Below are 23,385 nucleotides of genomic sequence, written 5' to 3'. Positions count from 1 at the left end.
GTCGATGCGTTCGAAGTTGTTTAAAGGAAGTACTTTACTGCTTAGCTGTGCCCTTGTTGGGTGTGCAGCGAATTCGCCTGCGCCGGTTTCAAGCCTTAACAAGAAATACTCATCGATTGATCGTGGTAGTTATCGCGGCAGTTACTATGAAGTGAAAAAAGGCGACACGCTTTATTTCATCGCTTATGTGACCAATAAAGATGTGAATGACCTCGTCAGTTACAACAAATTGTCTGCCCCTTATACTATCCACCCAGGACAGAAGCTTAAGTTGTGGCGTCCTAGCTACAACGCGCCTGCGTATGGTAAATCTACGGTAGCGGCAGCAGCAGTTGCTGCGCCTGTCGCGGCATCGACAACGTCATCTGCGGCAAGTAAACCTAAAACCAAACCACAATCGAGCAAAAACTCTAAACCAGCTCCAGCTCAAACTACCACCAAAGTGGTAAAAAAAGATCCACCAAAGAAGGTTGAACAATCTAAATCAAAGGAGTATGTTGGTTCTAAAGGTAAACAGAATGTTACACCGTCCACCAAACCAACAAGTGATAAAGTATCCAAATGGTTATGGCCAACTAAAGGGAGAGTAATTAAGAATTTCTCTGTAGGCGAACAAGGAAATAAAGGCATAGACATAGCAGGACAGCGAGGTCAGCCAATAGTATCTACTGCAGGGGGAACGGTTGTTTATTCGGGTAATGCACTACGAGGCTACGGCAATCTAGTGATTGTGAAGCACAATGATAATTACTTAAGTGCATACGCGCATAACGACCGACTATTAGTATCTGAAGGGCAAAGTGTGAAACCAGGGCAGAAGATTGCAACAATGGGAAGCTCTGGAGCCAGCAGTGTTAGGCTGCACTTTGAGATTCGTTACCAAGGTAAATCCGTTAATCCAAAACGATATTTGCCTTAAATACAATATGAATGATTAACGTATTGTATTGAGTGACATAGTCATTTAGCGACATATGAAGTTGTAATGTCATGCTAATTTCGCCAGGGGGAGGCGTTATGAGTATAAGCAATGCAGTAACCAAAGAAGAGTTCGATCTTGACCAAGCAACCACGGAACCGGAAGCTCTTGGAAAAGTAAAACGAACAGTCACTAAGAAAACCGAAGCGAAAGAAGAAGTTGAAGTTACGTCTAAAAGCTTAGATGCCACTCAACTGTATCTAGGCGAAATCGGTTTCTCACCACTACTAACCGCAGAAGAAGAAGTGCTTTACGCACGTCGAGCTCTACGCGGTGATGAAGCAGCACGTAAACGCATGATCGAAAGTAACCTGCGTTTAGTGGTAAAAATTTCTCGTCGTTATAGCAACCGTGGCTTGGCACTTCTCGATCTAATCGAAGAAGGCAACCTAGGCTTGATTCGCGCCGTAGAGAAGTTTGACCCAGAGCGTGGCTTCCGCTTTTCAACTTACGCAACATGGTGGATTCGTCAAACTATTGAACGTGCGTTGATGAATCAGACTCGCACCATCCGTTTGCCAATCCATGTTGTGAAAGAGCTGAACATCTACCTACGTACGGCAAGAGAGCTATCACAAAAGCTTGACCACGAACCAACAGCTGAAGAGATCGCTTCTAAGCTAGATAAGCCAGTTGGTGATGTGAGCAAGATGCTTCGTCTAAACGAAAGAGTGAGCTCTGTAGATACGCCAATTGGTGGTGACGGTGAGAAAGCGCTGTTGGATATTATTCCAGACATCAACAATTCAGATCCTGAGGTTTCAACTCAAGATAGCGATATCAAGAACTCACTGATTTTCTGGCTTGATGAACTGAATCCGAAGCAGAAAGAAGTGCTTGCACGTCGATTTGGACTGTTAGGTTATGAACCGTCAACGTTAGAAGAAGTTGGCCGTGAAATCAGCCTGACTCGTGAGCGAGTTCGTCAAATCCAAGTTGAAGGTCTTCGTCGTTTACGTGAGATTCTGATCAAGCAAGGTCTGAACATGGAAAACTTGTTCAACGTTGAAAACGACTAAACGATATTCCACGATATCGAAATAAAAAAACGCTGACCTAATGTCAGCGTTTTTTAGTTTTAGCTTCTGGTTTAGCTTTTTACTTCAGTTAGAAACCACAGCGCTTAGCTATTTAAACTAGAGTGCTTCTTAAGTTAGAGAAGCTTCTTCAAGCGGTAGAGTTCTTCTAATGCTTGGCGAGGTGTTAGATCATCAGGATCAACATTCGCTAGTGCTTGTTCCACTTCACTCGGTTCAGGGATCAGGCTCAGTTGGTTCGCGATATCAACACCACTTGGCTTCGATGTCGGAGACTCAATACTCAATGCCTCAAGCTGTGTTAGCTTCGCGCGAGCGTTCTTGATCACTGCTTTTGGTACACCAGCCAGCCCTGCAACTGCTAGGCCGTAAGATTTACTTGCCGCACCTTCTTGAACCGCGTGCATAAAGGCAATGCTATCGCCGTGTTCAACCGCGTCCAAGTGCACATTTGCCAATGTTGGCAGTTGGTTCGGCAGTTCGGTTAGCTCAAAGTAGTGCGTTGCAAACAGCGTCATCGCATTGATTTGATTCGCTAGCCATTCTGCGCTCGCCCATGCCAATGACAAACCATCGTAAGTACTGGTACCACGGCCAATTTCGTCCATTAGCACAAGGCTATTTGGTGTCGCGTTGTGCAGAATATTAGCGGTCTCTGTCATCTCAACCATGAAGGTTGAACGACCAGAAGCCAGATCATCCGATGCACCGATACGAGTAAAGATACGGTCGATAGAGCCAATAGTCGCGCTTTCAGCTGGAACATAACAACCGATATGAGCCATCAATGCGATGAGTGCAGTTTGGCGCATGTAGGTCGACTTACCACCCATATTCGGACCTGTGATGATTAGCATTTTTCGCTTATCGTTTAGGTCGATAGGGTTGGCGATGAAAGGTTCGTCCATCACTTGCTCTACTACTGGGTGACGACCCGCTTGGATCTGTACACCTGCCGCTTCTGTCATAGTTGGGCGACAGTAATCCAGCGTATCTGCGCGCTCAGCTAAGTTCTGTAGTACATCAAGTTGCGATACTGAAGAAGCGATGTTTTGCAGTCGTTCTAGATATGGCAGTAGCAAATCAAACAACTCTTCCCACAACTGCTTCTCGATAGCCAGTGCCTTCGATTTAGAGTTAAGCACTTTGTCTTCGTGCTCTTTCAGCTCAGGAATAATGTAACGTTCAGCATTCTTCAGCGTTTGGCGACGAACATAATGTGGCGGTACAAGGTGGCTTTGTCCGCGGCTTACTTGAATGAAGAAACCGTGTACGTTGTTGTAACCAACTTTTAGCGTGTCGATACCGTGACGTTCACGCTCTTCTTGCTCAAGCTTATCCAGAAACTCGGTTGCGCCCGCAGCAAGGTCACGCCATTCATCTAGCTCGGCGTTATAGCCTTCTGCGATCACACCGCCGTCGCGGATAACCACGGGTGGGTTCTCTTTTATTGCACGTTCAAGCAGTTCTGAAACCTCATCCACAGGAGACGCGTACTGAGCAAGTTGAGTCAGGTATGGGTGCTTAAGTTGGGTCAGTGTTTCAGCAAGCTCTGGCAAATATTCCATTGCTTGGCGAAGGCGCGCCATATCACGTGGGCGAGCAGAACGAAGTGCAAGACGAGCCAGAATACGTTCGATATCACCAATCTGTTTTAAGGTCGGCTGTAGCTCTGTGAATAGAGCCAAATCTTTCATTTCACCAATCGCATCTAGGCGTTGATCAAGTGCCGAGATATTGCGCATCGGTTGATGTAACCAACGCTTAAGCATACGACTACCCATTGCCGTAGCGGTGTGATCAAGCACTTCAGCAAGCGTGTTATCTGTGCCACCACCAAGATTTTGCGTGATTTCTAGATTGCGGCGAGTCGCAGCATCGAGGATCACGGAGTGATCTTGCTTGTCCATAGTGAGTGAACGGATGTGCGGAAGCGCTGTACGTTGCGTGTCTTTTACATATTGAATAAGACAGCCGGCTGCACACAGGCCAAGCTTGGCACCTTCCACGCCAAAACCGACAAGGTCGCGAGTACCAAATTGTTGGTTCAGTTGCTGCTTGGCGGTGTCTAATTCAAATTCCCAGACAGGGCGACGACGATTGCCGTTACGGCTTGCCATTAAATCGACAGGTTCGAAATCTTCAGGGAACAACAGCTCACGCGGAGAGGTTCTCTGTAGCTCAGCGGCCATTGCTTCTTCAGTTTCAGGCTCGCAGAGTTGGAATCTACCGGAAGTAATATCGAGCGTCGCATAGCCGAACTTACCGTTGTGGTGATAAATGGCTGCAATCAGGTTATCAATGCGTTCAGAAAGCAATGCTTCGTCGGTTACTGTACCCGGTGTCACGATACGCACGACCGCGCGCTCAACAGGGCCTTTTGAAAGTGCTGGATTACCAATCTGTTCACAAATTGCTACGGACTCACCAAGTTGCACTAACTTTGCAAGGTATCCTTCAACCGCATGGTATGGAACACCTGCCATCGGAATCGGCTCACCATTTGATGAACCACGCTTAGTCAGTGAAATATCGAGGAGTTGAGAAGCTTTTTTAGCGTCATCGTAGAAAAGCTCGTAGAAATCGCCCATGCGGTAGAACAGCAGAATTTCTGGATTTTCTGCTTTTAGTTTTAGGTACTGCTGCATCATGGGAGTATGTTTTTGATCGGCTTTCACAGTTAACTTCTTTCGTTTATTTCTATTGCGGCTTAGGATACGTGAAAGCGTTTCGTGCGAAAAGCGGCTGATGCGAAAAGATGCGAATCCAAATGATATGACAGTAAATAAAGGGAAGTTGATAATGCAGATGACTCAAGCTCTTAGTGAAAAACTTGGACCATTACTGGCAAAACATAAACAAGTGCTAGTGACCGCTGAATCTTGTACTGGCGGCGGTGTAGCAACGGCGGTCACCGATGTGGCAGGTAGCTCTGGATGGTTTGATCGTGCTTTTGTCACATACAGTAATGAAGCTAAGCAAGAGATGATTGGTGTTCAGCTTGAAACCTTGGTTGAGTTCGGTGCGGTAAGTGAACCTGTGGTGATAGAAATGGCCAAGGGTGCGCTACAACATTCAAATGGCACTATTTCTGTGTCGATCAGTGGTATTGCTGGCCCTGGCGGCGGCACAGAAGAGAAGCCCGTTGGTACCGTCTGTTTTGCTTGGAAGGCATTAAACGGCTGGGATAAAGTGGAAACGAATGTATTTACAGGCGATAGATCACAAGTACGCCAACAAGCCACGCACCATGCCCTGCAAGTTATTTATGATTACCTATCAATGGAAGGTAAGTAACATTTGTACAAATTATTTTCATACAGGTATAGACACTGTATGAATCAACAGTATAATGAAAGCCAATTAGTCACCCCTATGTGGGTTAGAAATAGATTCTAGATCGCTTGTTGAGACAACCGATTATGTGGAGATAGAAATGGACGAGAATAAACAAAAAGCGTTAGCCGCAGCCCTTGGTCAGATTGAAAAGCAATTTGGTAAAGGTTCTATCATGCGTCTTGGTGATAACCGCACAATGGACGTAGAAACTATTTCTACTGGTTCTCTATCTCTAGATATCGCACTAGGTGCTGGTGGCCTACCGATGGGACGTATCGTAGAAGTTTACGGTCCAGAATCATCAGGTAAAACAACGTTAACTCTTGAGCTTATTGCTGCAGCACAAAAAGTGGGCAAGACGTGTGCTTTCGTTGATGCGGAACACGCACTAGACCCTATCTACGCTCAAAAGCTTGGTGTTGATATCGATGCGCTTCTTGTTTCTCAACCAGATACGGGTGAGCAAGCGTTAGAAATCTGTGATGCACTTGCTCGTTCAGGTGCAATCGATGTACTTGTTATTGACTCAGTAGCAGCATTAACACCAAAAGCAGAAATCGAAGGCGAAATGGGTGATAGCCACATGGGGCTTCAGGCTCGTATGCTTTCTCAAGCGATGCGTAAGCTAACTGGTAACCTTAAGCAGTCTAACTGTATGGCTATCTTCATCAACCAAATCCGTATGAAGATTGGTGTGATGTTTGGTAACCCAGAAACAACAACGGGTGGTAACGCTCTTAAGTTCTACGCATCTGTTCGTCTTGATATCCGCCGTACTGGTGCGATCAAAGATGGTGATGAGGTTGTTGGTAACGAAACGCGTATCAAGGTTGTTAAGAACAAGATTGCTGCACCGTTTAAACAAGCTGAAACTCAAATCCTATACGGCAAAGGCTTTAACCGTGAAGGTGAGCTTATCGATTTAGGTGTTAAGAACAAGCTAGTAGAAAAAGCGGGCGCTTGGTACAGCTACAAGGGTGATAAGATCGGCCAAGGTAAAGCTAACGCTGGTAAATACTTACGTGAAAACCCAGAAGTTGCTCTAGAGATCGACACTAAACTTCGTGAGTTGCTACTAACTCCTGCTACTCTTGAAGAGAAAGACGTAGAACAAGAAGAAGAAAACGAAGAGCTATAAGCTAACGTTTTATCGAGTGGATGTTTGAAATAACATTCGCTTTGAAAAATTTAAAGCCTCGCATTTTTATGCGGAGCTTTTTTGTTGGGGCAGTTTCGCTCTGTGTGTTATTTAGCTAGAGCTTCTTAGTTTACGGACTTTCTTCAGTCATTAGGTAGTCAATTTAGTTAGGCTTTTCCACTATCTTAGCTAGTGAAATATTCTCCATTTTATCGATTTACAACTAAAATCCTGCCCAAGGGTGTCTTTTCTACAAGAAAACTAGTCGAAGCCTTAACCATGATCTACAATACGGCAAAATTCTAACTCGACTATTTTCAGGAAGAGCTGCATGTACATGAGCACTGATGAGGTTCGCAACGCGTTCCTTAAGTTCTTTGAGAGCAAAGAACACCAAATCGTAGACAGTTCATCGTTAGTTCCACACAACGATCCAACCTTGCTATTTACTAACGCAGGTATGAACCAATTCAAAGATTGCTTCCTAGGCGCCGAAAAGCGTGCCTACACACGAGCAACTACGGCTCAGCGTTGTGTACGTGCGGGTGGTAAACACAATGACCTTGAAAACGTAGGTTTCACGGCTCGTCACCACACATTCTTCGAAATGCTAGGTAACTTCAGCTTTGGTGATTACTTCAAAGAAGAAGCGATTGCGTTTGCTTGGGAATTCCTGACTGAAACTCTTCAACTGCCAAAAGATCGTCTGCTGGTAACGGTATACGAGACAGATGATGAAGCATTCGATATCTGGAACAAGAAAGTAGGTGTACCTGCTGACCGTATCGTTCGCATCGGCGACAAAGAAGGCGGTAAACAGTTCGAGTCTGATAACTTCTGGACAATGGGTGACACAGGTCCTTGTGGTCCATGTACTGAAATCTTCTACGATCATGGTGAGCACATCTGGGGTGGCCGTCCTGGTACACCTGAAGAAGATGGTGACCGTTTCATCGAGATCTGGAACAACGTATTCATGCAGTTCAACCGTCATGCTGACGGTACAATGGAACCGCTACCTAAGCCTGCTGTTGATACAGGTATGGGTATTGAGCGTATCTCTGCAATCATGCAGGGCGTTCACTCTAACTACGAAATCGATGTATTCCAAAAGCTAATCAAAGCGACAGCTGAAGTTGTGGGCCATGACGACCTATCTAACCAATCGCTACGCGTTATTGCTGACCACATCCGTTCTTGTTCATTCCTAATCGCTGATGGCGTTATGCCTTCAAACGAAGGTCGTGGCTACGTTCTACGTCGTATTATTCGTCGTGCAGTTCGTCACGGTAACAAGCTTGGCGCACAAGGCGTGTTCTTCCACAAACTTGTGGGTGTACTAGCTGAAGTGATGGGCTCTGCGGCAGATGAACTTAAGAAACAGCAGGAGCTTGTTGAAAAAGTACTTCGCATTGAAGAAGAGAACTTCGGTCGTACTCTAGAGCGCGGCATGGTTATTCTTAATGACGCACTAGATGCACTTGAAGGCAAAGAGCTTGACGGTGAAACAGTATTCAAACTTTACGATACATACGGCTTCCCAGCTGACCTTACTAACGATGTAGCTCGTGAACGCGACTTTACTATCGATGAAGAAGGCTTTGAGAAGGCGATGGAAGCACAGCGTCAGCGTGCTCGTGAAGCTGGCCAATTCGGCACGGATTACAACGCGACGATCAAAGTAGACACCAACACTGAGTTCTGTGGTTACACAGGTACTGAAGGTTCAGGTGAAATCTCTGCGCTATTCGTTGACGGCGAAGAAGTATCTTCACTATCAGCGGGCGACAAAGCCATCATTATCCTTGAAGAGACACCATTCTACGCTGAGTCAGGCGGTCAATGTGGTGATGCTGGTACGCTAAAAACAGCATCGGGTCTGTTCAAAGTACAAGACACTCAGAAACTAGGTAACGCATTTGCGCACCACGGTGAGCTAGTTGAAGGTGTATTTGCTAAAGGCGACAAAGTAGAAGCAACAGTTGATGCTGAGCGTCGTGCTGCTATCTCGCTAAACCACTCTGCAACGCACTTACTTCACTCTGCACTGCGTGAAGTTCTAGGTGAGCATGTTGCTCAGAAAGGTTCTTTGGTTAAGCCTGATAACCTACGTTTTGACTTCTCTAACCTTGAAGCGGTAACACCGGCACAGATTAAAGAAGTAGAGCGCTTGGTTAACGCACAAGTTCGTAAGAACCACGTGATTGAAACCAACATCATGGACATCGAGTCAGCGAAACAAAAAGGTGCAATGGCACTGTTTGGCGAGAAGTACGATGATGAAGTTCGCGTTCTGTCTATGGGCGACTTCTCTACTGAGCTTTGTGGTGGTATCCACGCGAGCAACACGGGTGATATCGGTCTGTTCAAGATCACTTCTGAAGGTGGTATCGCTGCTGGTATCCGTCGTATCGAAGCGGTAACAGGCGAAGCGGCTCTAGATGCTGTAGAAGCTCAAGCTAACGCTTACGAAGAGAAACTGGCTGAGTCAGCTAAGAAAGCGAAATCTCTAGAGAAAGAAATCCAACTGCTTAAAGAAAAGATGGCTGCAGCTGAAGGCGCAAACATCATGGGCAAAGTGGAAGAAATCTCAGGTACTAAAGTACTGGTTGCTGCAATTGAAGGTGCAGACAACAAGAACCTACGTACTATGGTTGATAACGCTAAAAACCAAGTGGGTAGCGGCATTATCCTGATTGCTAACGTAGCAGACGGTAAAGTTGGCCTGATTGCTGGCGTAACCAAAGACCTTATCGGCAAAGTTAAAGCGGGTGACCTAGTTAAAATGGTTGCTGAGCAAGTTGGCGGTAAAGGCGGCGGTCGTCCAGATATGGCTCAAGCGGGTGGTACTGACGTTGAAGCACTACCTGAAGCGCTTAAATCTGTACGCACTTGGTTAGAAGAACGTCTTTAAGCTTAAGTAATTGATACAAAGATGCCCAATCAGATGATTGGGCATCTTTTATTTTGTCTATTGGAAGTGTGTAAATCAGGTTTGATTGAGATTAACCACGAAGTCTAATGGTTACGTTAGACTCCTTGGTTCATTTTTTATTGCTTCGCCATGACGCGGAGTATGTGTTTTTTTGTCATATATAGACATTGGTCTTGGGAAGGTGAGGACGGGTGAAAATGCCTCTTATCGTGCAGAAATTTGGTGGAACGTCGGTGGGTTCAATAGAACGAATCCATCATGTAGCAGAAAAAATCATTGAAGCGAAAAATGAAGGTAACCAGATCGTGGTTGTCGTTTCTGCTATGTCAGGTGAAACAGATCGGTTGGTTAACTTAGCCACACAAGTTGATAGCGTCCCCAACGCTAGAGAATTGGATGTGCTGTTAACGGCTGGAGAGCAAGTTTCCATGGCTTTGTTAGCAATGACGTTGCACAAGTTAGGTTATGAAGCGACATCGATGACTGGCTATCAAGCCAAGATACACACCGATTCTAATCATAATAATGCGACGATTGAGCGTATTGATACTGCTCCTATTCAAGCCTTGTTAGACGATAATCAGATTGTGATTGTGGCTGGCTTTCAAGGCATAAATGCTAAAGGTGACATTACCACTCTAGGCCGAGGCGGCTCAGATACCACGGCGGTTGCGTTAGCTAGCGCACTGCAGGCGAAAGAGTGCCAGATTTATACCGATGTGGATGGTGTGTACTCTTGTGACCCGAGGGTTGTAAAACATTCAAAGAAACTCGATACCTTAGACTTTCCGTCGATGGAAGAGATGGCTCGCCGAGGTGCTAAGGTTCTGCATTTACCGTGTGTTCAGTATGCATGGCAACATAATGTGCCATTAAGAGTACTTTCCAGCTTTGAAGCAGGTGAGGGCACATTGATAGCGGGTAGCCAGTGTTTGAATGATATTGCCGGCATCGCCATTCAAAGAGACATGGTACGTATCGAGTGTTTGAATGAAGACTTACCGTCTTTCATATCGCATTGCCAACTGTTAGGGATCGAAGTCTGTAGTGTGATCGAGGAAACAGAACGGGCAGCACTCATTATTAAACAAGACATAAGTGTCAAATTAAAACTAGTTTTTGACGAGAAAATCCGTAATAGTGAACAGGTTAGTTTGTTAACTGTGGTAGGAAGCCGAACACAAGAAATTGTGGTCAGTTCACATGGATTGTTGTCTGAAGGCGAAATTGATGTACAGCATCACTTATTGCAGCAGCAGTCTTTAACTTTGGTGATATCACCAACGCAAGTCGATATGGCTGCTAACATATTACACAATGCATACATCGTAGCGCGTGAAACACAGGGTTATCCTAAAAAAGAAGTGCATTTTGGTTAAATAAACTCAATCGATAGTTTACGAAAATATAACTTTTGTTGGATAATGCTCTCGTAGCTAGATAAATTTAGAGATTACTCAAGGAGCAAAGAATGCTAATTTTGACTCGCCGCGTTGGCGAAACACTGATGATTGGTGATGAAGTAACAGTTACTGTACTAGGCGTTAAAGGTAACCAAGTACGTATCGGTGTTAACGCACCTAAAGAAGTATCTGTTCACCGTGAAGAGATCTACATGCGCATTCAAGCTGAAAAAGGTAATGGTAACGTTGCATCTGGCAACTACTAATACTTTTGCGTAGAGAAGGGGCTAGCATTGTTGCTAGCCTTTTTTGATCTTGGAGAACAGAAGTGTTCATTGAGATATAGATGGCTTAGATAACTGGCCAGTATTCACTCGGTGAAATGAATGCTCCATAACACTGTGAAATACCGTTGCGGTTGTTCAATGTTGCTTCTTTCTATTTTGTTTGGCAAAGCTCAAGATTTGTTAGCTTCTCCTATAGCGTAAAAACGCATCCCGTAGTAAGGTGCAAACAGCGGTAGCACTTGCTGCTGAAGAAATTAGATAATTGTTTTCGGCTGTTTATTCTTGCCAATCTTTCGTCTTAATTTTTAAGGGAAAAAGCGCGATTTGAATCTTATAAGTTCAATTTGCAAGCGCTTTGATTAAATAGCAAACGGTTGAGTGTTTTTGTCCAATTTTTTTCAATAAAGTGTTTGACATATTTTCGGTAAAACGTAATATGTGCCTCCGCAAGACGGTGAGGTGGCCGAGAGGCCGAAGGCGCTCCCCTGCTAAGGGAGTATGTGGTTTGTAGCTGCATCGAGGGTTCGAATCCCTCCCTCACCGCCATTTCTTGCGAGTCTAAAATTAGCAATTTAGACAATGTAAATGTGCGTCCTTAGCTCAGCTGGATAGAGTACCTGGCTACGAACCAGGCGGTCGGAGGTTCGAATCCTCCAGGACGCGCCATTCTCTCTTCTCTTACTTGTAAGTGATGTGAGAATAATGAATTAGGTGAGGTGGCCGAGTGGCCGAAGGCGCTCCCCTGCTAAGGGAGTATGTGGTTTGTAGCTGCATCGAGGGTTCGAATCCCTCCCTCACCGCCATTCATTACAGGCCGATGGCCTTTTTTTTTCTTCGTAGCAAGAAGAATGTGATATATTTCACAACTTCATTCTTAATGAATGAACACCGTGCGTCCTTAGCTCAGCTGGATAGAGTACCTGGCTACGAACCAGGCGGTCGGAGGTTCGAATCCTCCAGGACGCGCCACTATTTAAGGGTTTCCTCTCTATGAGAATGAAAATCCTCGTATTGGCTACAAGTTGATACTAAAACCGTGCGCTCTTAGCTCAGCTGGATAGAGTACCTGGCTACGAACCAGGCGGTCGGAGGTTCGAATCCTCCAGAGCGCGCCACTATTTAGGGTTTAGTTCTTATATGAATTTGAATCCTGATATTGATAAATCGTTTATCGAGAATTAATATCAAAAGCGTGCGTCCTTAGCTCAGCTGGATAGAGTACCTGGCTACGAACCAGGCGGTCGGAGGTTCGAATCCTCCAGGACGCGCCACTATTTAGGGCTTCTCTCTTATGAGAGTGAAATCCTTGTATTGATTGTGAAATAGCAAATTGATACTAAAACCGTGCGTCCTTAGCTCAGCTGGATAGAGTACCTGGCTACGAACCAGGCGGTCGGAGGTTCGAATCCTCCAGGACGCGCCACTATTTAGGGCTTCTCTCTTACGGGAATAGAAATCCTTGTATTGGCTTAAGTTGATACAAAAACCGTGCGCTCTTAGCTCAGCTGGATAGAGTACCTGGCTACGAACCAGGCGGTCGGAGGTTCGAATCCTCCAGAGCGCGCCACTATTTAGGGCTTCTTTCTTATGAGAATGAAACCCTGGTATTGAACCGTTGTTTACAACGAATTGATACTAAAGCCGTGCGTCCTTAGCTCAGCTGGATAGAGTACCTGGCTACGAACCAGGCGGTCGGAGGTTCGAATCCTCCAGGACGCGCCACTATTTAGGGCTTCTTTCTTATGAGAATGAAATCCTTATATTGATACGTTGTTAGTAACAATGAATTGATATTAAAACTGTGCGCTCTTAGCTCAGCTGGATAGAGTACCTGGCTACGAACCAGGCGGTCGGAGGTTCGAATCCTCCAGAGCGCGCCACATTATTAAAAAAAGCCTCGTTTATACGAGGCTTTTTTTATGCCCGCTATATAAATGTTGATTAAATGTTAAATTTACTTAACATTTAACTTGTTGTATTTTAAGTACTTCTTGAATGCTTCTTTGTTATTCCACCTTTTTCATATCATTTCACAGAAAAGCCCCGTTTAAGTCACAGTTTAAATATCTAAAAATGACTCATTTGACAGATTTATGTGATCTGATAGGCGAATAATTAACCTTATGTGTGCGTTATCCGTAACAGAACCTTAAACAAAATTGACAAAGTTTTACCAATCGAGATAATCCATGGGTCGGGATCACTATTCGCTGAAATCCTGTACATATGTCAGGATGACGAAGAAAGGAAGCAACATGACTAATATTGGAAGCCTGCTAGGAGATGCGGCGACTCTAATGATAACGGGAATGTCCGTTGTCTTTATTTTTCTAACTATTCTAGTTTACCTCGTTCGGTTGATGTCAAAACTGGTACCAGAAGAAGTACCTGAGCCGATCGCAGCACCTAAAAAAATTCAAAAATCACAATCAAACCCTTCAGCTGTTAGTCCACAGGTAGTGGCAGCAATTTCGGTCGCGGTTCATCAATACCGTGCGTCTACTGCTAAGTAGCATTTAAAGGATTAAAAAGGAGTTTATGAGCATGTCTAAACCACTAGCTATCACAGATGTGGTACTTCGTGACGCGCACCAGTCACTATTTGCTACTCGTATGCGTATCGAAGATATGCTGCCAATTGCGGCAGAACTGGATAAAGTCGGTTACTGGTCTCTAGAGACTTGGGGCGGCGCGACGTTTGATTCGTGTATCCGTTTTCTTGGAGAGGATCCATGGGAGCGTTTGCGTGAACTTAAAAAAGCGATGCCAAACACACCAATGCAGATGCTACTGCGTGGTCAAAACCTGTTGGGTTACCGTCACTACGCGGATGATGTAGTAGAAAAATTTGTTGAACGTGCCCACAAGAATGGCATGGACGTATTCCGTATTTTTGATGCGATGAATGACGTACGTAACTTTGAAAAAGCGGTGAAAGCAACGATTGATGTTGGCGGCCACGCTCAAGGTACCTTGTCTTACACAACCAGTCCGGTTCATAACTCTGATACTTGGGTTGATCTGGCTAAGCGTCTAGAAGACCTAGGTTGTCATTCACTATGTATCAAAGATATGTCAGGTTTATTAAAGCCTTATGAAGCCGAAGAGTTAATTACACGCATCAAAGCATCATGTGATGTTCCTCTAGCGCTACATAGCCACGCGACAACGGGTCTATCGACAGCAACAGCGGTTAAAGCCGTTGAGGCGGGTATCGACATTCTAGACACGGCTATCTCTTCAATGAGCTGTACTTACGGTCACACACCAACTGAAACGGTTGTGGCGATGTTAGAAGGCACAGAGCGCGACACGAATCTTAAGCTTGACCAAATTGAACCAATCGCATCTTACTTCCGCGATGTACGTAAAAAGTACGCGAAATGGGAAGGCCAGCTAAAAGGCGTCGATTCTCGCATTTTGATTGCTCAGGTTCCTGGCGGCATGTTGACTAACATGGAAGGTCAGCTGAAAGAACAAGGCGCAGCCGATCGTATGGACGAGGTTCTTGAAGAGATCCCACGCGTACGTAAAGAGCTTGGTTACATTCCTTTGGTAACACCAACTTCTCAAATTGTCGGTACTCAAGCGGTTATTAACGTGCTAACGGGTGAGCGCTATAAGAGCATCACTAAAGAGACTGCTGGTCTACTGAAAGGCGAATACGGCCAAGCACCTGCGGAAGTAGACGCTGAACTGCAAGCGAAAGTTCTGGATGGTGCAGAGCCAATCACTTGTCGCCCTGCTGACTTGCTTAAGTCAGAAATGGATACGCTGACTACGGACCTTTTAGAGAAAGCGAAATCAGAAGGCATTTCTCTAGCTGAAGATACCGTTGATGATGTCCTGACTTATGCACTTTTCCCACAAGTGGGTCTTAAGTTCCTTAAGAACCGTCGTAACCCTGAAGCATTTGAACCAGCACCAACGGCAGAAGTTGCGACTCCAGTTGCTGCAGCTCCGGCTCCTGTGTCTGGTGGCATCGAAAGCTACAGCGTGAAGGTGGATGGCCAAGTTTACGATGTCGAGGTTGGCCCACAAGGTGAACTAACATCTGTTGCGCCATCAGCAAAGCCTGCTCAAGCGGCTCAGGCTGCACCTGTAGCTGCTTCTGACGCTGAAGCGGTTCCTGCTCCATTGGCGGGTAACATCTTTAAAGTTAACGTTCAGGCGGGTGCTGAGGTTGCTGAAGGCGATGTTCTGCTTATCCTAGAAGCGATGAAGATGGAAACGGAAGTTCGTGCTGCTCGTGGTGGTATCGTTCAAGAGCTGAATGTTAAAGAAGGCGATGCAGTTACTGTAGGCGCTCCACTACTAAGCTTAGCGTAAGGGAGCACCATGGAAGGATTGATGACCTTATGGTCTGAAACAGGGATTGCGAACTTTGAGTTCGGCCAGATCTGTATGATGTTGGTTGGTTGCTTATTGTTGTTTTTGGCAATTCGCAAAGGATTTGAACCGTTACTTCTACTACCGATTGGTTTTGGTGCCGTATTAGCAAATATTCCAAATGCTGGGTTTACTGATCCAGGCGGTTTGCTTTACTACGTTTACTACATTGGTATTGAAACGGGTATTTTCCCACTGCTGATCTTTATGGGTGTAGGTGCAATGACGGACTTCGGTGCGTTGATTGCTAACCCTAAAACGTTATGGCTAGGGGCTGCAGCTCAGTTTGGTATCTTCGCAACGCTATTTGGTGCGATCTTGCTGAACTATGTTCCAGGAATGGAATTTTCAATGGCCGATGCTTCGTCAATTGCGATCATTGGTGGTGCCGATGGCCCGACCGCGATCTTCTTAGCAAGTAAACTATCTCCTGATCTTTTAGGTGCCATTGCGGTAGCAGCGTATAGCTACATGGCATTGGTTCCTATTATTCAACCGCCAATCATGAAGGCGTTAACGTCTCCTGAAGAACGTAAGATTAAGATGGCTCAACTTCGTCACGTTAGTAAAGCAGAGAAGATCCTCTTCCCGCTTGCTGTACTACTGATGACGATTTTGTTCCTACCTTCAGCAACACCTCTGGTGGGTATGTTCTGTCTGGGTAACTTGATGCGTGAAGCGGGTGTGGTTGATCGCCTATCGAAAACAGCGCAAAACGAACTGATTAACGTTGTGACTATTTTCCTTGGCCTTGGTGTTGGTTCTAAGCTTCAAGCGGGTACTTTCTTGAACTTAGAGACTCTGGGTATTCTTGGCTTAGGTGCAGTTGCGTTTAGTATTGGTACTGCGGGTGGTGTATTGATGGCGAAGGTTCTAAACCGCTTCTCGAAAGAAGACATCAACCCATTGATTGGTGCCGCTGGCGTATCAGCGGTTCCAATGGCGGCACGTGTTGTGAATAAGGTCGGTCTTGAGGCAAACCCTCAGAACTTCTTGTTGATGCATGCGATGGGCCCGAACGTAGCAGGTGTACTTGGTAGTGCGGTTGCGGCGGGTATTCTATTAGCGCTAGTCGGTTAATGGATTACTGGTCATGTATCGTTACGTTAATTGGTCGTCAATTTACGAATGAGCGGTTAACTTAGCCTTATTAAATGGTTTATAGTCAAAGGGATGCTTTCGCATCCCTTTCTTTTTATTAATTAGGGTGCTTGCTCTCTAGGGCTTTTATCAATCAAGGAAATGTGGAAATGGAAAATAAACAGATTGCGATTACTCAATTCGGCGGCGTCGAAAACCTAAGTATTCAAACCAGTGCTATTCCTGAGCCTAAGGCTGGAGAAGTGGTGGTTAAAGTTTCCTTTTCGGGCATTAATCCGATTGATGTGAAAACCCGTGCCGGCCTTGGTTGGGCCGCAGCACAGAACAAAGATAACCTTCCTTGGGTTCCTGGTTACGACATTTCAGGGCAAATTGTCACGCTAGGCGAACAGGCAGAGCGTTTTACTGTTGGTGATAACGTAGCCGGCTTTATTGGCTTCCCATTGCAAGGTGGCGGTTACAGCCAATATGTGAGTGTTCCAGAGGCTGCATTAAGCATGGTTCCTGATTCGGTTACTCTAGAAGCGGCAGCTGCATTACCACTAGCCAGCCAAACAGCAGCACAGGCACTCAACAAAGCTGAAGTGAAAGAAGGTGACCGCGTACTCATCTTAGCGGGCGCAAGCGGTGTTGGTCATCTAGCGGTTCAAATCGCGGTGGCAGCGAAGGCTGAGGTTTACACAACCTGCAGCGAAGCCAATCTTGATTACCTTGCGACGTTAGGTGCTCACGCGATTAACTATAAGTTTGCACCAGCATCAGAAAGAGTATCTGATGTCGATGTACTGATTGATTTGGTCGGTGGCGATACCGCTCTCGATGCGTTGAAGTGCTTGAAAGATGACGCAAGAGTCGTGACAGTCCCCACTCTATCTGCAGAATTGATCTGTGAAAAAGCAACACTATTGGGTTTTACGGCATCAGGCATGTTGGTTGAACCAAATCCTCAGCAAATGGACACTATGCTGTATATGGTCAGTGTCGGATTACTCAAAACAGAAATTCAAGGTATCTACCAATTAGACGAAGCGCAATCAGCTCATCTACAGGTAGAAACTGGGCATACCAGAGGCAAGGTACTACTTAAAATGCAAGAAGGTTGATATGCAGTGCTAGAGTTTTTTAATTCTCTGTTTGAAAACATAGCGCTGTGGTTCTCTGACTCGGCGCTGTGGGTACTCTTCATTAGTGGCTTCTTGAGTGCCACATTATTGCCCGGCGGTTCAGAAGCAAGCCTGGTTGCAGCATTGAGCTTAGATCAGTTCTCAACATCATCGATCATTCTGCTGGCGACACTTGGTAATACCTTAGGCGGCCTGACCAACTATTGGATTGGTTTGTGGTTGCCTAATCGAACTCAATCTGAAAAGCATGGTCATAAGGCTATGGCTTGGCTGAGCCGTTATGGTTACTGGACACTGTTATTCAGTTGGTTACCCATCATTGGTGATCCTTTGTGTCTGGCTGCCGGTTGGCTGAGAATGAAATTTATCCCTAGCGTTATTTTGATAGCGATTGGCAAAGCCGTTCGCTACAGCTTACTTGCTGCTATTTACTTCGGTTTTTTCTAAGGAGAACCTATGAAAAAGGTTTTACTTGGTACATTTTCTCTTATCGCCATCGCTGGCTGTTCTTACAATGTACCTAGCTCAACACCCTTCTTTTCTTCGTTACCTGAAGGTGTCACCTTATTAGAAGAAGTTAAGCCTTCTAAAGATAAAGTCGTGATTCCGTATGCGAAATATCAGCTTGAAAATGGCTTGACCGTGATTCTTTCTCCTGATGATTCCGATCCACTGGTACATGTTGATGTCACTTATCACGTAGGTTCTGCTCGTGAACAGATTGGTAAGTCAGGCTTTGCTCACTTCTTTGAGCACATGATGTTCCAAGGTTCTGAAAACGTCGGTGACCAACAGCACTTTAAGATCATTACCGAGGCTGGTGGCTCGTTAAACGGCACCACCAACCGTGACCGCACCAACTACTTTGAAACTGTTCCATCTAACCAACTTGAGAAAATGCTGTGGCTGGAATCAGACCGCATGGGCTTCTTGTTGGATGCGGTTTCTCAGAAGAAATTTGAAGTTCAAAGAGGCACGGTTAAGAACGAGCGAGCTCAAAGCTACGAAAATCGCCCTTATGGCTTAATGTGGGAACGCATGGGTGAAGCGCTTTACCCTGAAGGGCACCCGTATTCGTGGCAACCAATCGGTTATGTTGAAGACTTAGACCGTGTCGATGTTAATGACCTTAAAGCCTTCTTCCTACGCTGGTATGGTCCAAATAATGCTGTGTTGACTATCGGTGGTGATATCGATGTTAATGACACGCTAGAATGGGTTAACAAGTACTTTGGTCCTATCCCTCAAGGTCCAGAAGTTAAGGCTGCTGAGAAACAACCTGCAGTGCTGACTGAAGATAAGTACATCACCTTAAAAGATAATATTCGTCAGCCGATGGTGCTTGTGGGGTGGCCAACCACTTATCGTGGTGAAGAAACACAAGCTTCGCTAAATGCACTGTCTAATGTTTTAGGTTCTGGTACCAACAGTTACCTATATCAAAACTTGGTTAAGACGCAAAAAGCGGTGAGTGCAGGTTCTTTCCATGACTGTGCTGAATTGGCTTGTACCATGTATGTTTATGCGATGGGCGATTCTGGTAAAAAAGGGGATTTGACGGTTCTTAATAAAGAATTGATGGATACCTTAGAGCAGTTCTCGAAAGAGGGTGTTGAACAAGAGCGCTTAGACCAAATTACCGGTATGGCTGAAGCGGATGCGGTTTTCGCTCTGCAAAGTGTCAAAGGCAAGGTTTCACAGCTGGCTTCGAATCAGACCTTCTATGGCCAACCGGATCGCATTGAGTCACAGTTGGATCAAATCCGCGCGGTGACTCCTGAAAGCGTAAGTAAAGCCTACCAAGATTTCATCGAAGGTAAGCACAAGGTGACCTTGAGTGTGGTTCCTAAGAAACAACTCGATCTTGCGGTTCGTGAAGCTACATTCACCACTCCAGCTCGCACGTTACCTGAATATGTCAAGGTCACTGAAGATCAGCTTGATTTCAGAAAAGCACCGAACACCTTTGATCGCAGCGTTATGCCAGAAGTTAACTTTGGCGTTGAAGCGACTATGCCTGAGCTGTATCGCATGCACTTTACGAACGGTACTGACTTGATTGGTACAGTGACCAGTGAAACGCCGACAGTACAGCTACAAATTCAATTGCCTGCAGGCGAACGCTATGTTCGTAAAGGGCAAGAAGGCTTAGCGAACTTAACGGCTTCGATGATGGAAGAAGGTTCAACTAAGCGAGCGGTTGAAGAGTTACAGGCGACCTTAGATAAGCTAGGTAGCAGTGTGAGCATTAGTGCGGGCAGTTACACCACAGATATTTCAGTCTCGACGCTAGAGAAAAATCTGCCTCAAACCTTAGCTATTGTGCAAGAGGTTCTATTCGAGCCTAAGTTTGATGAGCAAGACTTCGAACGTGTGAAGAAGCAGATGCTTGAAGGCGTCGTGTATCAGCACCAACAACCAAGCTGGATGGCTTCCCAAGCAACCCGTGAAGTGCTGTTTGGTGACAGTATCTTTGCTCGCGCCAGTGATGGCACTAAGGAATCTCTATCGAAATTGACCTTAGACGATGTGAAAAAATTCTATGCGCAACATTACACACCAGAAGGTGCCAATATTGTTGTTGTGGGAGACATCTCGAAGAAAGAGGTAGGGAAACAGCTACAATTCTTTGAACAGTGGCAAGGTGATGCGGCACCACTAACGCGTCCGCAGATCGTCAAAGAGCTTTCAGGGCAACATCTGTACTTAGTTGATAAACCGGGTGCGCCGCAAAGTATTGTTCGTTTGGTGCGTAAAGGTTTACCTTTTGATGCGACCGGTGAGTTGTATTTGAGCCAGCTAGCTAACTTCAACTTAGCAGGCAACTTCAATAGCCGCATCAACCAGAATCTACGTGAGGACAAAGCCTACACTTACGGTGCGAGCGGTTACTTCTCCAGTACGCGTGAAACTGGTGCGGTAGTATTCAGTGCTCAAGTGAGAGCCAATGCGACGGTTCCATCGATTCAAGAGTTTATCTCTGAGCTGAATGAATTTAGTCAAAGTGGATTAACTGACGAAGAGGTGAAATTTATGCGCCTTGCCGTCGGTCAACAAGATGCACTTAAATACGAAACACCAAGTCAAAAGGCTGGGTTGTTGAGTAATATTGTTGCGCTGAGCCTTGACGAAGATTACCTGCAGCAACGTAATCAGATAGTTGAAACTGTCTCAAAAGAGACCTTAAACGAGCTATCTAAGAAATGGTTTGACCCGAATGATTATCAAATAATTGTTGTTGGCGACGCGGCTTCGCTTCGTCCTCAACTAGAAAAGTTAGATATTCCAATAGAAGAGCTTGAAATCATTCGTTAGAGTACACATTAAAGGGGGAGGAAAAAGACTCTATTTTTCTCCTCCGACCTAATTTATGATAGTTCTAATCAGAACGATATAAGATAAGTGAACTGAATTTTGACTGATTTTGCTGCGCGACTAAAGCAAGTTGCAACCAACCCTAAGACCTTCTCTCAATTTGGTCGTGGTGTTGAAAGGGAAACGTTACGCTACACGGAAGATGGGCATCTTGCGACTGGGCCGCACCCAAAGGCTTTGGGATCTGCGTTGATGAACGGATGGGTAACGACCGATTTTTCTGAGTCGCTACTGGAGTTTATTACGCCTGTTTCTAACGACGTTCCGACGCTTTTGAATCAGTTGTCTGATATCCACCATTTCACACAAACCAAGTTAGATGGCGAAAAGATGTGGCCGCTTTCTATGCCTTGTTATGTAGGCAGTGAAGATTACATTCAGCTAGCGCAATACGGCACCTCTAACAATGGCAAGATGAAGACTCTATATCGTGAAGGCCTTAAGCGCCGTTACGGTAGCCTGATGCAGATTATCTCGGGTGTTCACTTCAACTTCTCTTTCCCAGATAGTTTTTGGGATAGCCTTTTTGGAGAGCAAACCGAAGAAGCGCGTTGTGAATCTAAGTCCGATGCTTACTTTGGTTTGATTCGTAATTACTACCGTTTTGGTTGGTTAATTCCTTATTTCTTCGGTGCTTCACCTGCACTATGTCCTTCTTTCATCAAAGGCCGAGAGACAAAGCTACCTTTTGAAAAGATTGGCGAGACGCTGTATCTACCAAAAGCAACGGCACTACGTCTGAGCGATCTTGGCTACACCAACAGTGCTCAAAGTGTATTGAAAATTGGCTTTAATAGCCTAGACCAGTACCTTGAAGGATTGAACCAAGCGATTCGCACACCATCGGAAGAGTTTGCCGAAATTGGTACCAAAGTTGATGGTGAATACCGTCAGTTGAATAGCAACGTTCTTCAAATCGAGAACGAGCTTTATGCGCCAATTCGTCCTAAGCGTGTGGCTAAAAGTGGTGAGAAGCCATCAGAAGCACTAGCTCGTGCTGGTGTCGAGTACATCGAGGTTCGCTCTTTAGACGTAAACCCATTCAGCTCAATTGGTATCAATGAGCAACAAGTTCGCTTCTTAGATTTATTCCTAACTTGGAGTGTGTTAACCGACTCTGCTGAGATGGATAACTGCGAACTTGAATGCTGGCGTGATAACTGGAACAAGGTGATCTTAGAAGGTCGTCAAGTTGGTCTAGAATTGCAAATCGGTTGTCACGGTGAGCGACTGTCTCTGCAAGATTGGGCGAAGCGTGTCTTCAAAGATCTGCGCTCTATTGCCGAGATGATGGACGCTGAACAAGGTGGTCGTGCATACCAAGAAACGTGCGATACGCTTGAAGCTTGGATTGATAACCCAGAGCTGACCATTTCTGGCCAGTTGCTAGAAGAGACCAAGAAACTGGGTGGTTTGGGTAAAGTGGGCTGCGCGCTTGGTAAAACATACGCTCAGCAACACAAAGCACACCAATACAAGGTGTATTCAGCAGAGTTGATGGAAGCAGAAGTTCAACGCTCTGTGACAGCTCAGCAACAAAGTGAAGAAGCAAGCACTCAAGATTTTGATAGCTTCTTAGCGGATTATTTTTCGTATTTAAAAGCATAGCGAGACGTTGGTGGAAAGGAAGCAAGCCTTATTAGGTCAGCCTACTCGTGTGAGTAGTAAATGGTTACCTGTAGTGACTGTTGGTGTTGTCTCTAGCCTATTGGTTGGATGTGCAACGCCACCGCCAAAGCAGCAAGATAATTTGTGTAGCATCTTTAGAGAACACCCTTCGTGGTATGAAGATGCACTCGATATGCAAGAAGAGTGGGGCACACCGATCAACGTAGCGATGGCTTTTGTGAAACAAGAGAGTAGCTATCGTCATGATGCGCGCCCGCCTAAAGATTACATTCTTGGCTTTATTCCGTGGGGTCGTGTGAGTAGTGCCTACGGTTATGCGCAAGCTCAAGACCCTGCTTGGGAAGATTTCCAAAAGGCGACCAATAACGGTGGCTCAAGAACCAACTTTGATGATGCATTGATGTTTATTGGTTGGTATACCAGTGAGACACGTCGTCAGCTTGGTATCTCGCTATGGGATCCTTATAACCAATACCTGGCTTATCATGAAGGCCGTGGTGGTTATAAGCGTAAGTCATACAACAGTAAGCCATCGCTGATTAAGGTGGCTCGCAAAGTCGAACAGCAAGCAAAAGATTATGGATGGCAGCTGAAACAGTGCCGCAAAGAACTAGAAGACAATCGAAGCTGGTTTTTCTAAAGCCAGCCG

16 protein-coding genes and 10 tRNA genes are annotated in these 23,385 nt (G+C 45.5%); 25 read left to right on the top strand and 1 reads right to left on the bottom strand.

The window, feature by feature from the left end; all coding sequences use genetic code 11:
• Positions 1-4 precede the first annotated feature (4 nt).
• Positions 5-919, top strand: coding sequence for a murein hydrolase activator NlpD (nlpD, locus tag ITG10_RS05165; protein WP_017633212.1), 915 nt, complete (start codon positions 5-7; stop codon positions 917-919).
• Between the two features lie 98 nt (positions 920-1,017).
• Positions 1,018-1,998, top strand: a complete 981-nt coding sequence (rpoS, locus tag ITG10_RS05160; protein ID WP_017633211.1) for an RNA polymerase sigma factor RpoS — start codon at positions 1,018-1,020, stop codon at positions 1,996-1,998.
• A gap of 134 nt (positions 1,999-2,132) precedes the next feature.
• Here rpoS and mutS read toward each other — a convergent pair whose 3' ends face one another.
• Positions 2,133-4,694 carry a DNA mismatch repair protein MutS gene (mutS, locus tag ITG10_RS05155; RefSeq protein ID WP_017633210.1) on the bottom strand — a complete coding sequence of 854 codons (2,562 nt, stop codon included), beginning with the start codon at positions 4,692-4,694 and terminating at the stop codon, positions 2,133-2,135.
• Positions 4,695-4,818: 124 nt separating this feature from the next.
• Between mutS and pncC the strand changes: the two genes are divergently transcribed.
• The 23 genes from pncC (at position 4,819) to ITG10_RS05040 (ending at position 23,376) form a co-directional block, all read left to right on the top strand.
• Entirely contained in the window at positions 4,819-5,313 is a 495-nt protein-coding gene (gene pncC, locus ITG10_RS05150) for a nicotinamide-nucleotide amidase (protein WP_017633209.1), read from the top strand.
• 139 nt (positions 5,314-5,452) lie between these two features.
• Entirely contained in the window at positions 5,453-6,493 is a 1,041-nt protein-coding gene (gene recA / locus ITG10_RS05145) for a recombinase RecA (RefSeq protein ID WP_248386740.1), read from the top strand.
• A 331-nt stretch (positions 6,494-6,824) separates the two neighbouring features.
• Positions 6,825-9,407 (top strand): alanine--tRNA ligase, encoded by a 2,583-nt coding sequence (gene alaS, locus ITG10_RS05140; protein WP_017632914.1) that lies wholly within the window; start codon positions 6,825-6,827, stop codon positions 9,405-9,407.
• A gap of 218 nt (positions 9,408-9,625) precedes the next feature.
• Complete coding sequence (locus ITG10_RS05135) at positions 9,626-10,807, top strand: aspartate kinase (protein ID WP_017632915.1); 1,182 nt, start codon at positions 9,626-9,628, stop codon at positions 10,805-10,807.
• 92 nt (positions 10,808-10,899) lie between these two features.
• Positions 10,900-11,097: a carbon storage regulator CsrA gene (gene csrA, locus ITG10_RS05130; RefSeq protein WP_004415691.1), complete on the top strand. Its 198-nt coding sequence runs from the start codon at positions 10,900-10,902 to the stop codon at positions 11,095-11,097.
• Positions 11,098-11,571: 474 nt separating this feature from the next.
• Positions 11,572-11,664: transfer RNA gene (locus tag ITG10_RS05125), tRNA-Ser, on the top strand.
• Positions 11,665-11,707: 43 nt separating this feature from the next.
• Positions 11,708-11,784: transfer RNA gene (locus ITG10_RS05120), tRNA-Arg, on the top strand.
• Positions 11,785-11,828: 44 nt separating this feature from the next.
• A tRNA-Ser gene (locus ITG10_RS05115) sits at positions 11,829-11,921 on the top strand.
• A gap of 89 nt (positions 11,922-12,010) precedes the next feature.
• Positions 12,011-12,087, top strand: a tRNA-Arg gene (locus ITG10_RS05110).
• 69 nt (positions 12,088-12,156) lie between these two features.
• Positions 12,157-12,233 (top strand) — tRNA-Arg (locus ITG10_RS05105).
• A 79-nt stretch (positions 12,234-12,312) separates the two neighbouring features.
• A tRNA-Arg gene (locus tag ITG10_RS05100) sits at positions 12,313-12,389 on the top strand.
• Between the two features lie 75 nt (positions 12,390-12,464).
• Positions 12,465-12,541 (top strand) — tRNA-Arg (locus tag ITG10_RS05095).
• Positions 12,542-12,608: 67 nt separating this feature from the next.
• A tRNA-Arg gene (locus ITG10_RS05090) sits at positions 12,609-12,685 on the top strand.
• 78 nt (positions 12,686-12,763) lie between these two features.
• Positions 12,764-12,840 (top strand) — tRNA-Arg (locus ITG10_RS05085).
• Between the two features lie 81 nt (positions 12,841-12,921).
• Positions 12,922-12,998, top strand: a tRNA-Arg gene (locus tag ITG10_RS05080).
• A gap of 375 nt (positions 12,999-13,373) precedes the next feature.
• On the top strand, positions 13,374-13,631 hold the full coding sequence (locus ITG10_RS05075; RefSeq protein WP_017629415.1) for an oxaloacetate decarboxylase subunit gamma: 258 nt from the start codon (positions 13,374-13,376) through the stop codon (positions 13,629-13,631).
• Between the two features lie 31 nt (positions 13,632-13,662).
• Positions 13,663-15,447 (top strand): sodium-extruding oxaloacetate decarboxylase subunit alpha, encoded by a 1,785-nt coding sequence (oadA, locus tag ITG10_RS05070; protein WP_017629416.1) that lies wholly within the window; start codon positions 13,663-13,665, stop codon positions 15,445-15,447.
• 9 nt (positions 15,448-15,456) lie between these two features.
• On the top strand, positions 15,457-16,587 hold the full coding sequence (locus tag ITG10_RS05065; RefSeq protein ID WP_026084092.1) for a sodium ion-translocating decarboxylase subunit beta: 1,131 nt from the start codon (positions 15,457-15,459) through the stop codon (positions 16,585-16,587).
• 170 nt (positions 16,588-16,757) lie between these two features.
• The gene (locus tag ITG10_RS05060; RefSeq protein WP_017629418.1) at positions 16,758-17,711 is read left to right on the top strand and encodes an NADP-dependent oxidoreductase; all 954 of its coding nucleotides are present in this window, start codon (positions 16,758-16,760) and stop codon (positions 17,709-17,711) included.
• A gap of 6 nt (positions 17,712-17,717) precedes the next feature.
• Positions 17,718-18,179, top strand: a complete 462-nt coding sequence (locus ITG10_RS05055) for a YqaA family protein (protein ID WP_248386739.1) — start codon at positions 17,718-17,720, stop codon at positions 18,177-18,179.
• A gap of 9 nt (positions 18,180-18,188) precedes the next feature.
• Positions 18,189-21,047: a pitrilysin family protein gene (locus ITG10_RS05050; protein ID WP_248386738.1), complete on the top strand. Its 2,859-nt coding sequence runs from the start codon at positions 18,189-18,191 to the stop codon at positions 21,045-21,047.
• Positions 21,048-21,146: 99 nt separating this feature from the next.
• Entirely contained in the window at positions 21,147-22,715 is a 1,569-nt protein-coding gene (gshA, locus tag ITG10_RS05045) for a glutamate--cysteine ligase (protein WP_017629421.1), read from the top strand.
• 10 nt (positions 22,716-22,725) lie between these two features.
• Positions 22,726-23,376: a hypothetical protein gene (locus tag ITG10_RS05040; protein WP_017629422.1), complete on the top strand. Its 651-nt coding sequence runs from the start codon at positions 22,726-22,728 to the stop codon at positions 23,374-23,376.
• The last annotated feature ends 9 nt before the right edge of the window (positions 23,377-23,385 follow it).

The sequence above is a fragment of the Vibrio sp. ED004 genome, from assembly GCF_023206395.1.
In the GTDB taxonomy this organism is placed as follows: domain Bacteria; phylum Pseudomonadota; class Gammaproteobacteria; order Enterobacterales; family Vibrionaceae; genus Vibrio.
The sequence above is the reverse complement of the archived record's forward strand: the minus strand, read 5'-3'. Positions and strand labels throughout refer to the sequence as shown.

What these genes read in the sequence shown, in the direction of transcription:
- nlpD (WP_017633212.1), top strand. Translation starts at nt 5, where the DNA reads ATGCGTTCGAAGTTGTTTAAAGGAAGTACTTTACTGCTTAGCTGTGCC.
- rpoS (WP_017633211.1), top strand. Translation starts at nt 1,018, where the DNA reads ATGAGTATAAGCAATGCAGTAACCAAAGAAGAGTTCGATCTTGACCAA.
- pncC (WP_017633209.1), top strand. Translation starts at nt 4,819, where the DNA reads ATGCAGATGACTCAAGCTCTTAGTGAAAAACTTGGACCATTACTGGCA.
- recA (WP_248386740.1), top strand. Translation starts at nt 5,453, where the DNA reads ATGGACGAGAATAAACAAAAAGCGTTAGCCGCAGCCCTTGGTCAGATT.
- alaS (WP_017632914.1), top strand. Translation starts at nt 6,825, where the DNA reads ATGTACATGAGCACTGATGAGGTTCGCAACGCGTTCCTTAAGTTCTTT.
- ITG10_RS05135 (WP_017632915.1), top strand. Translation starts at nt 9,626, where the DNA reads ATGCCTCTTATCGTGCAGAAATTTGGTGGAACGTCGGTGGGTTCAATA.
- csrA (WP_004415691.1), top strand. Translation starts at nt 10,900, where the DNA reads ATGCTAATTTTGACTCGCCGCGTTGGCGAAACACTGATGATTGGTGAT.
- ITG10_RS05075 (WP_017629415.1), top strand. Translation starts at nt 13,374, where the DNA reads ATGACTAATATTGGAAGCCTGCTAGGAGATGCGGCGACTCTAATGATA.
- oadA (WP_017629416.1), top strand. Translation starts at nt 13,663, where the DNA reads ATGTCTAAACCACTAGCTATCACAGATGTGGTACTTCGTGACGCGCAC.
- ITG10_RS05065 (WP_026084092.1), top strand. Translation starts at nt 15,457, where the DNA reads ATGGAAGGATTGATGACCTTATGGTCTGAAACAGGGATTGCGAACTTT.
- ITG10_RS05060 (WP_017629418.1), top strand. Translation starts at nt 16,758, where the DNA reads ATGGAAAATAAACAGATTGCGATTACTCAATTCGGCGGCGTCGAAAAC.
- ITG10_RS05050 (WP_248386738.1), top strand. Translation starts at nt 18,189, where the DNA reads ATGAAAAAGGTTTTACTTGGTACATTTTCTCTTATCGCCATCGCTGGC.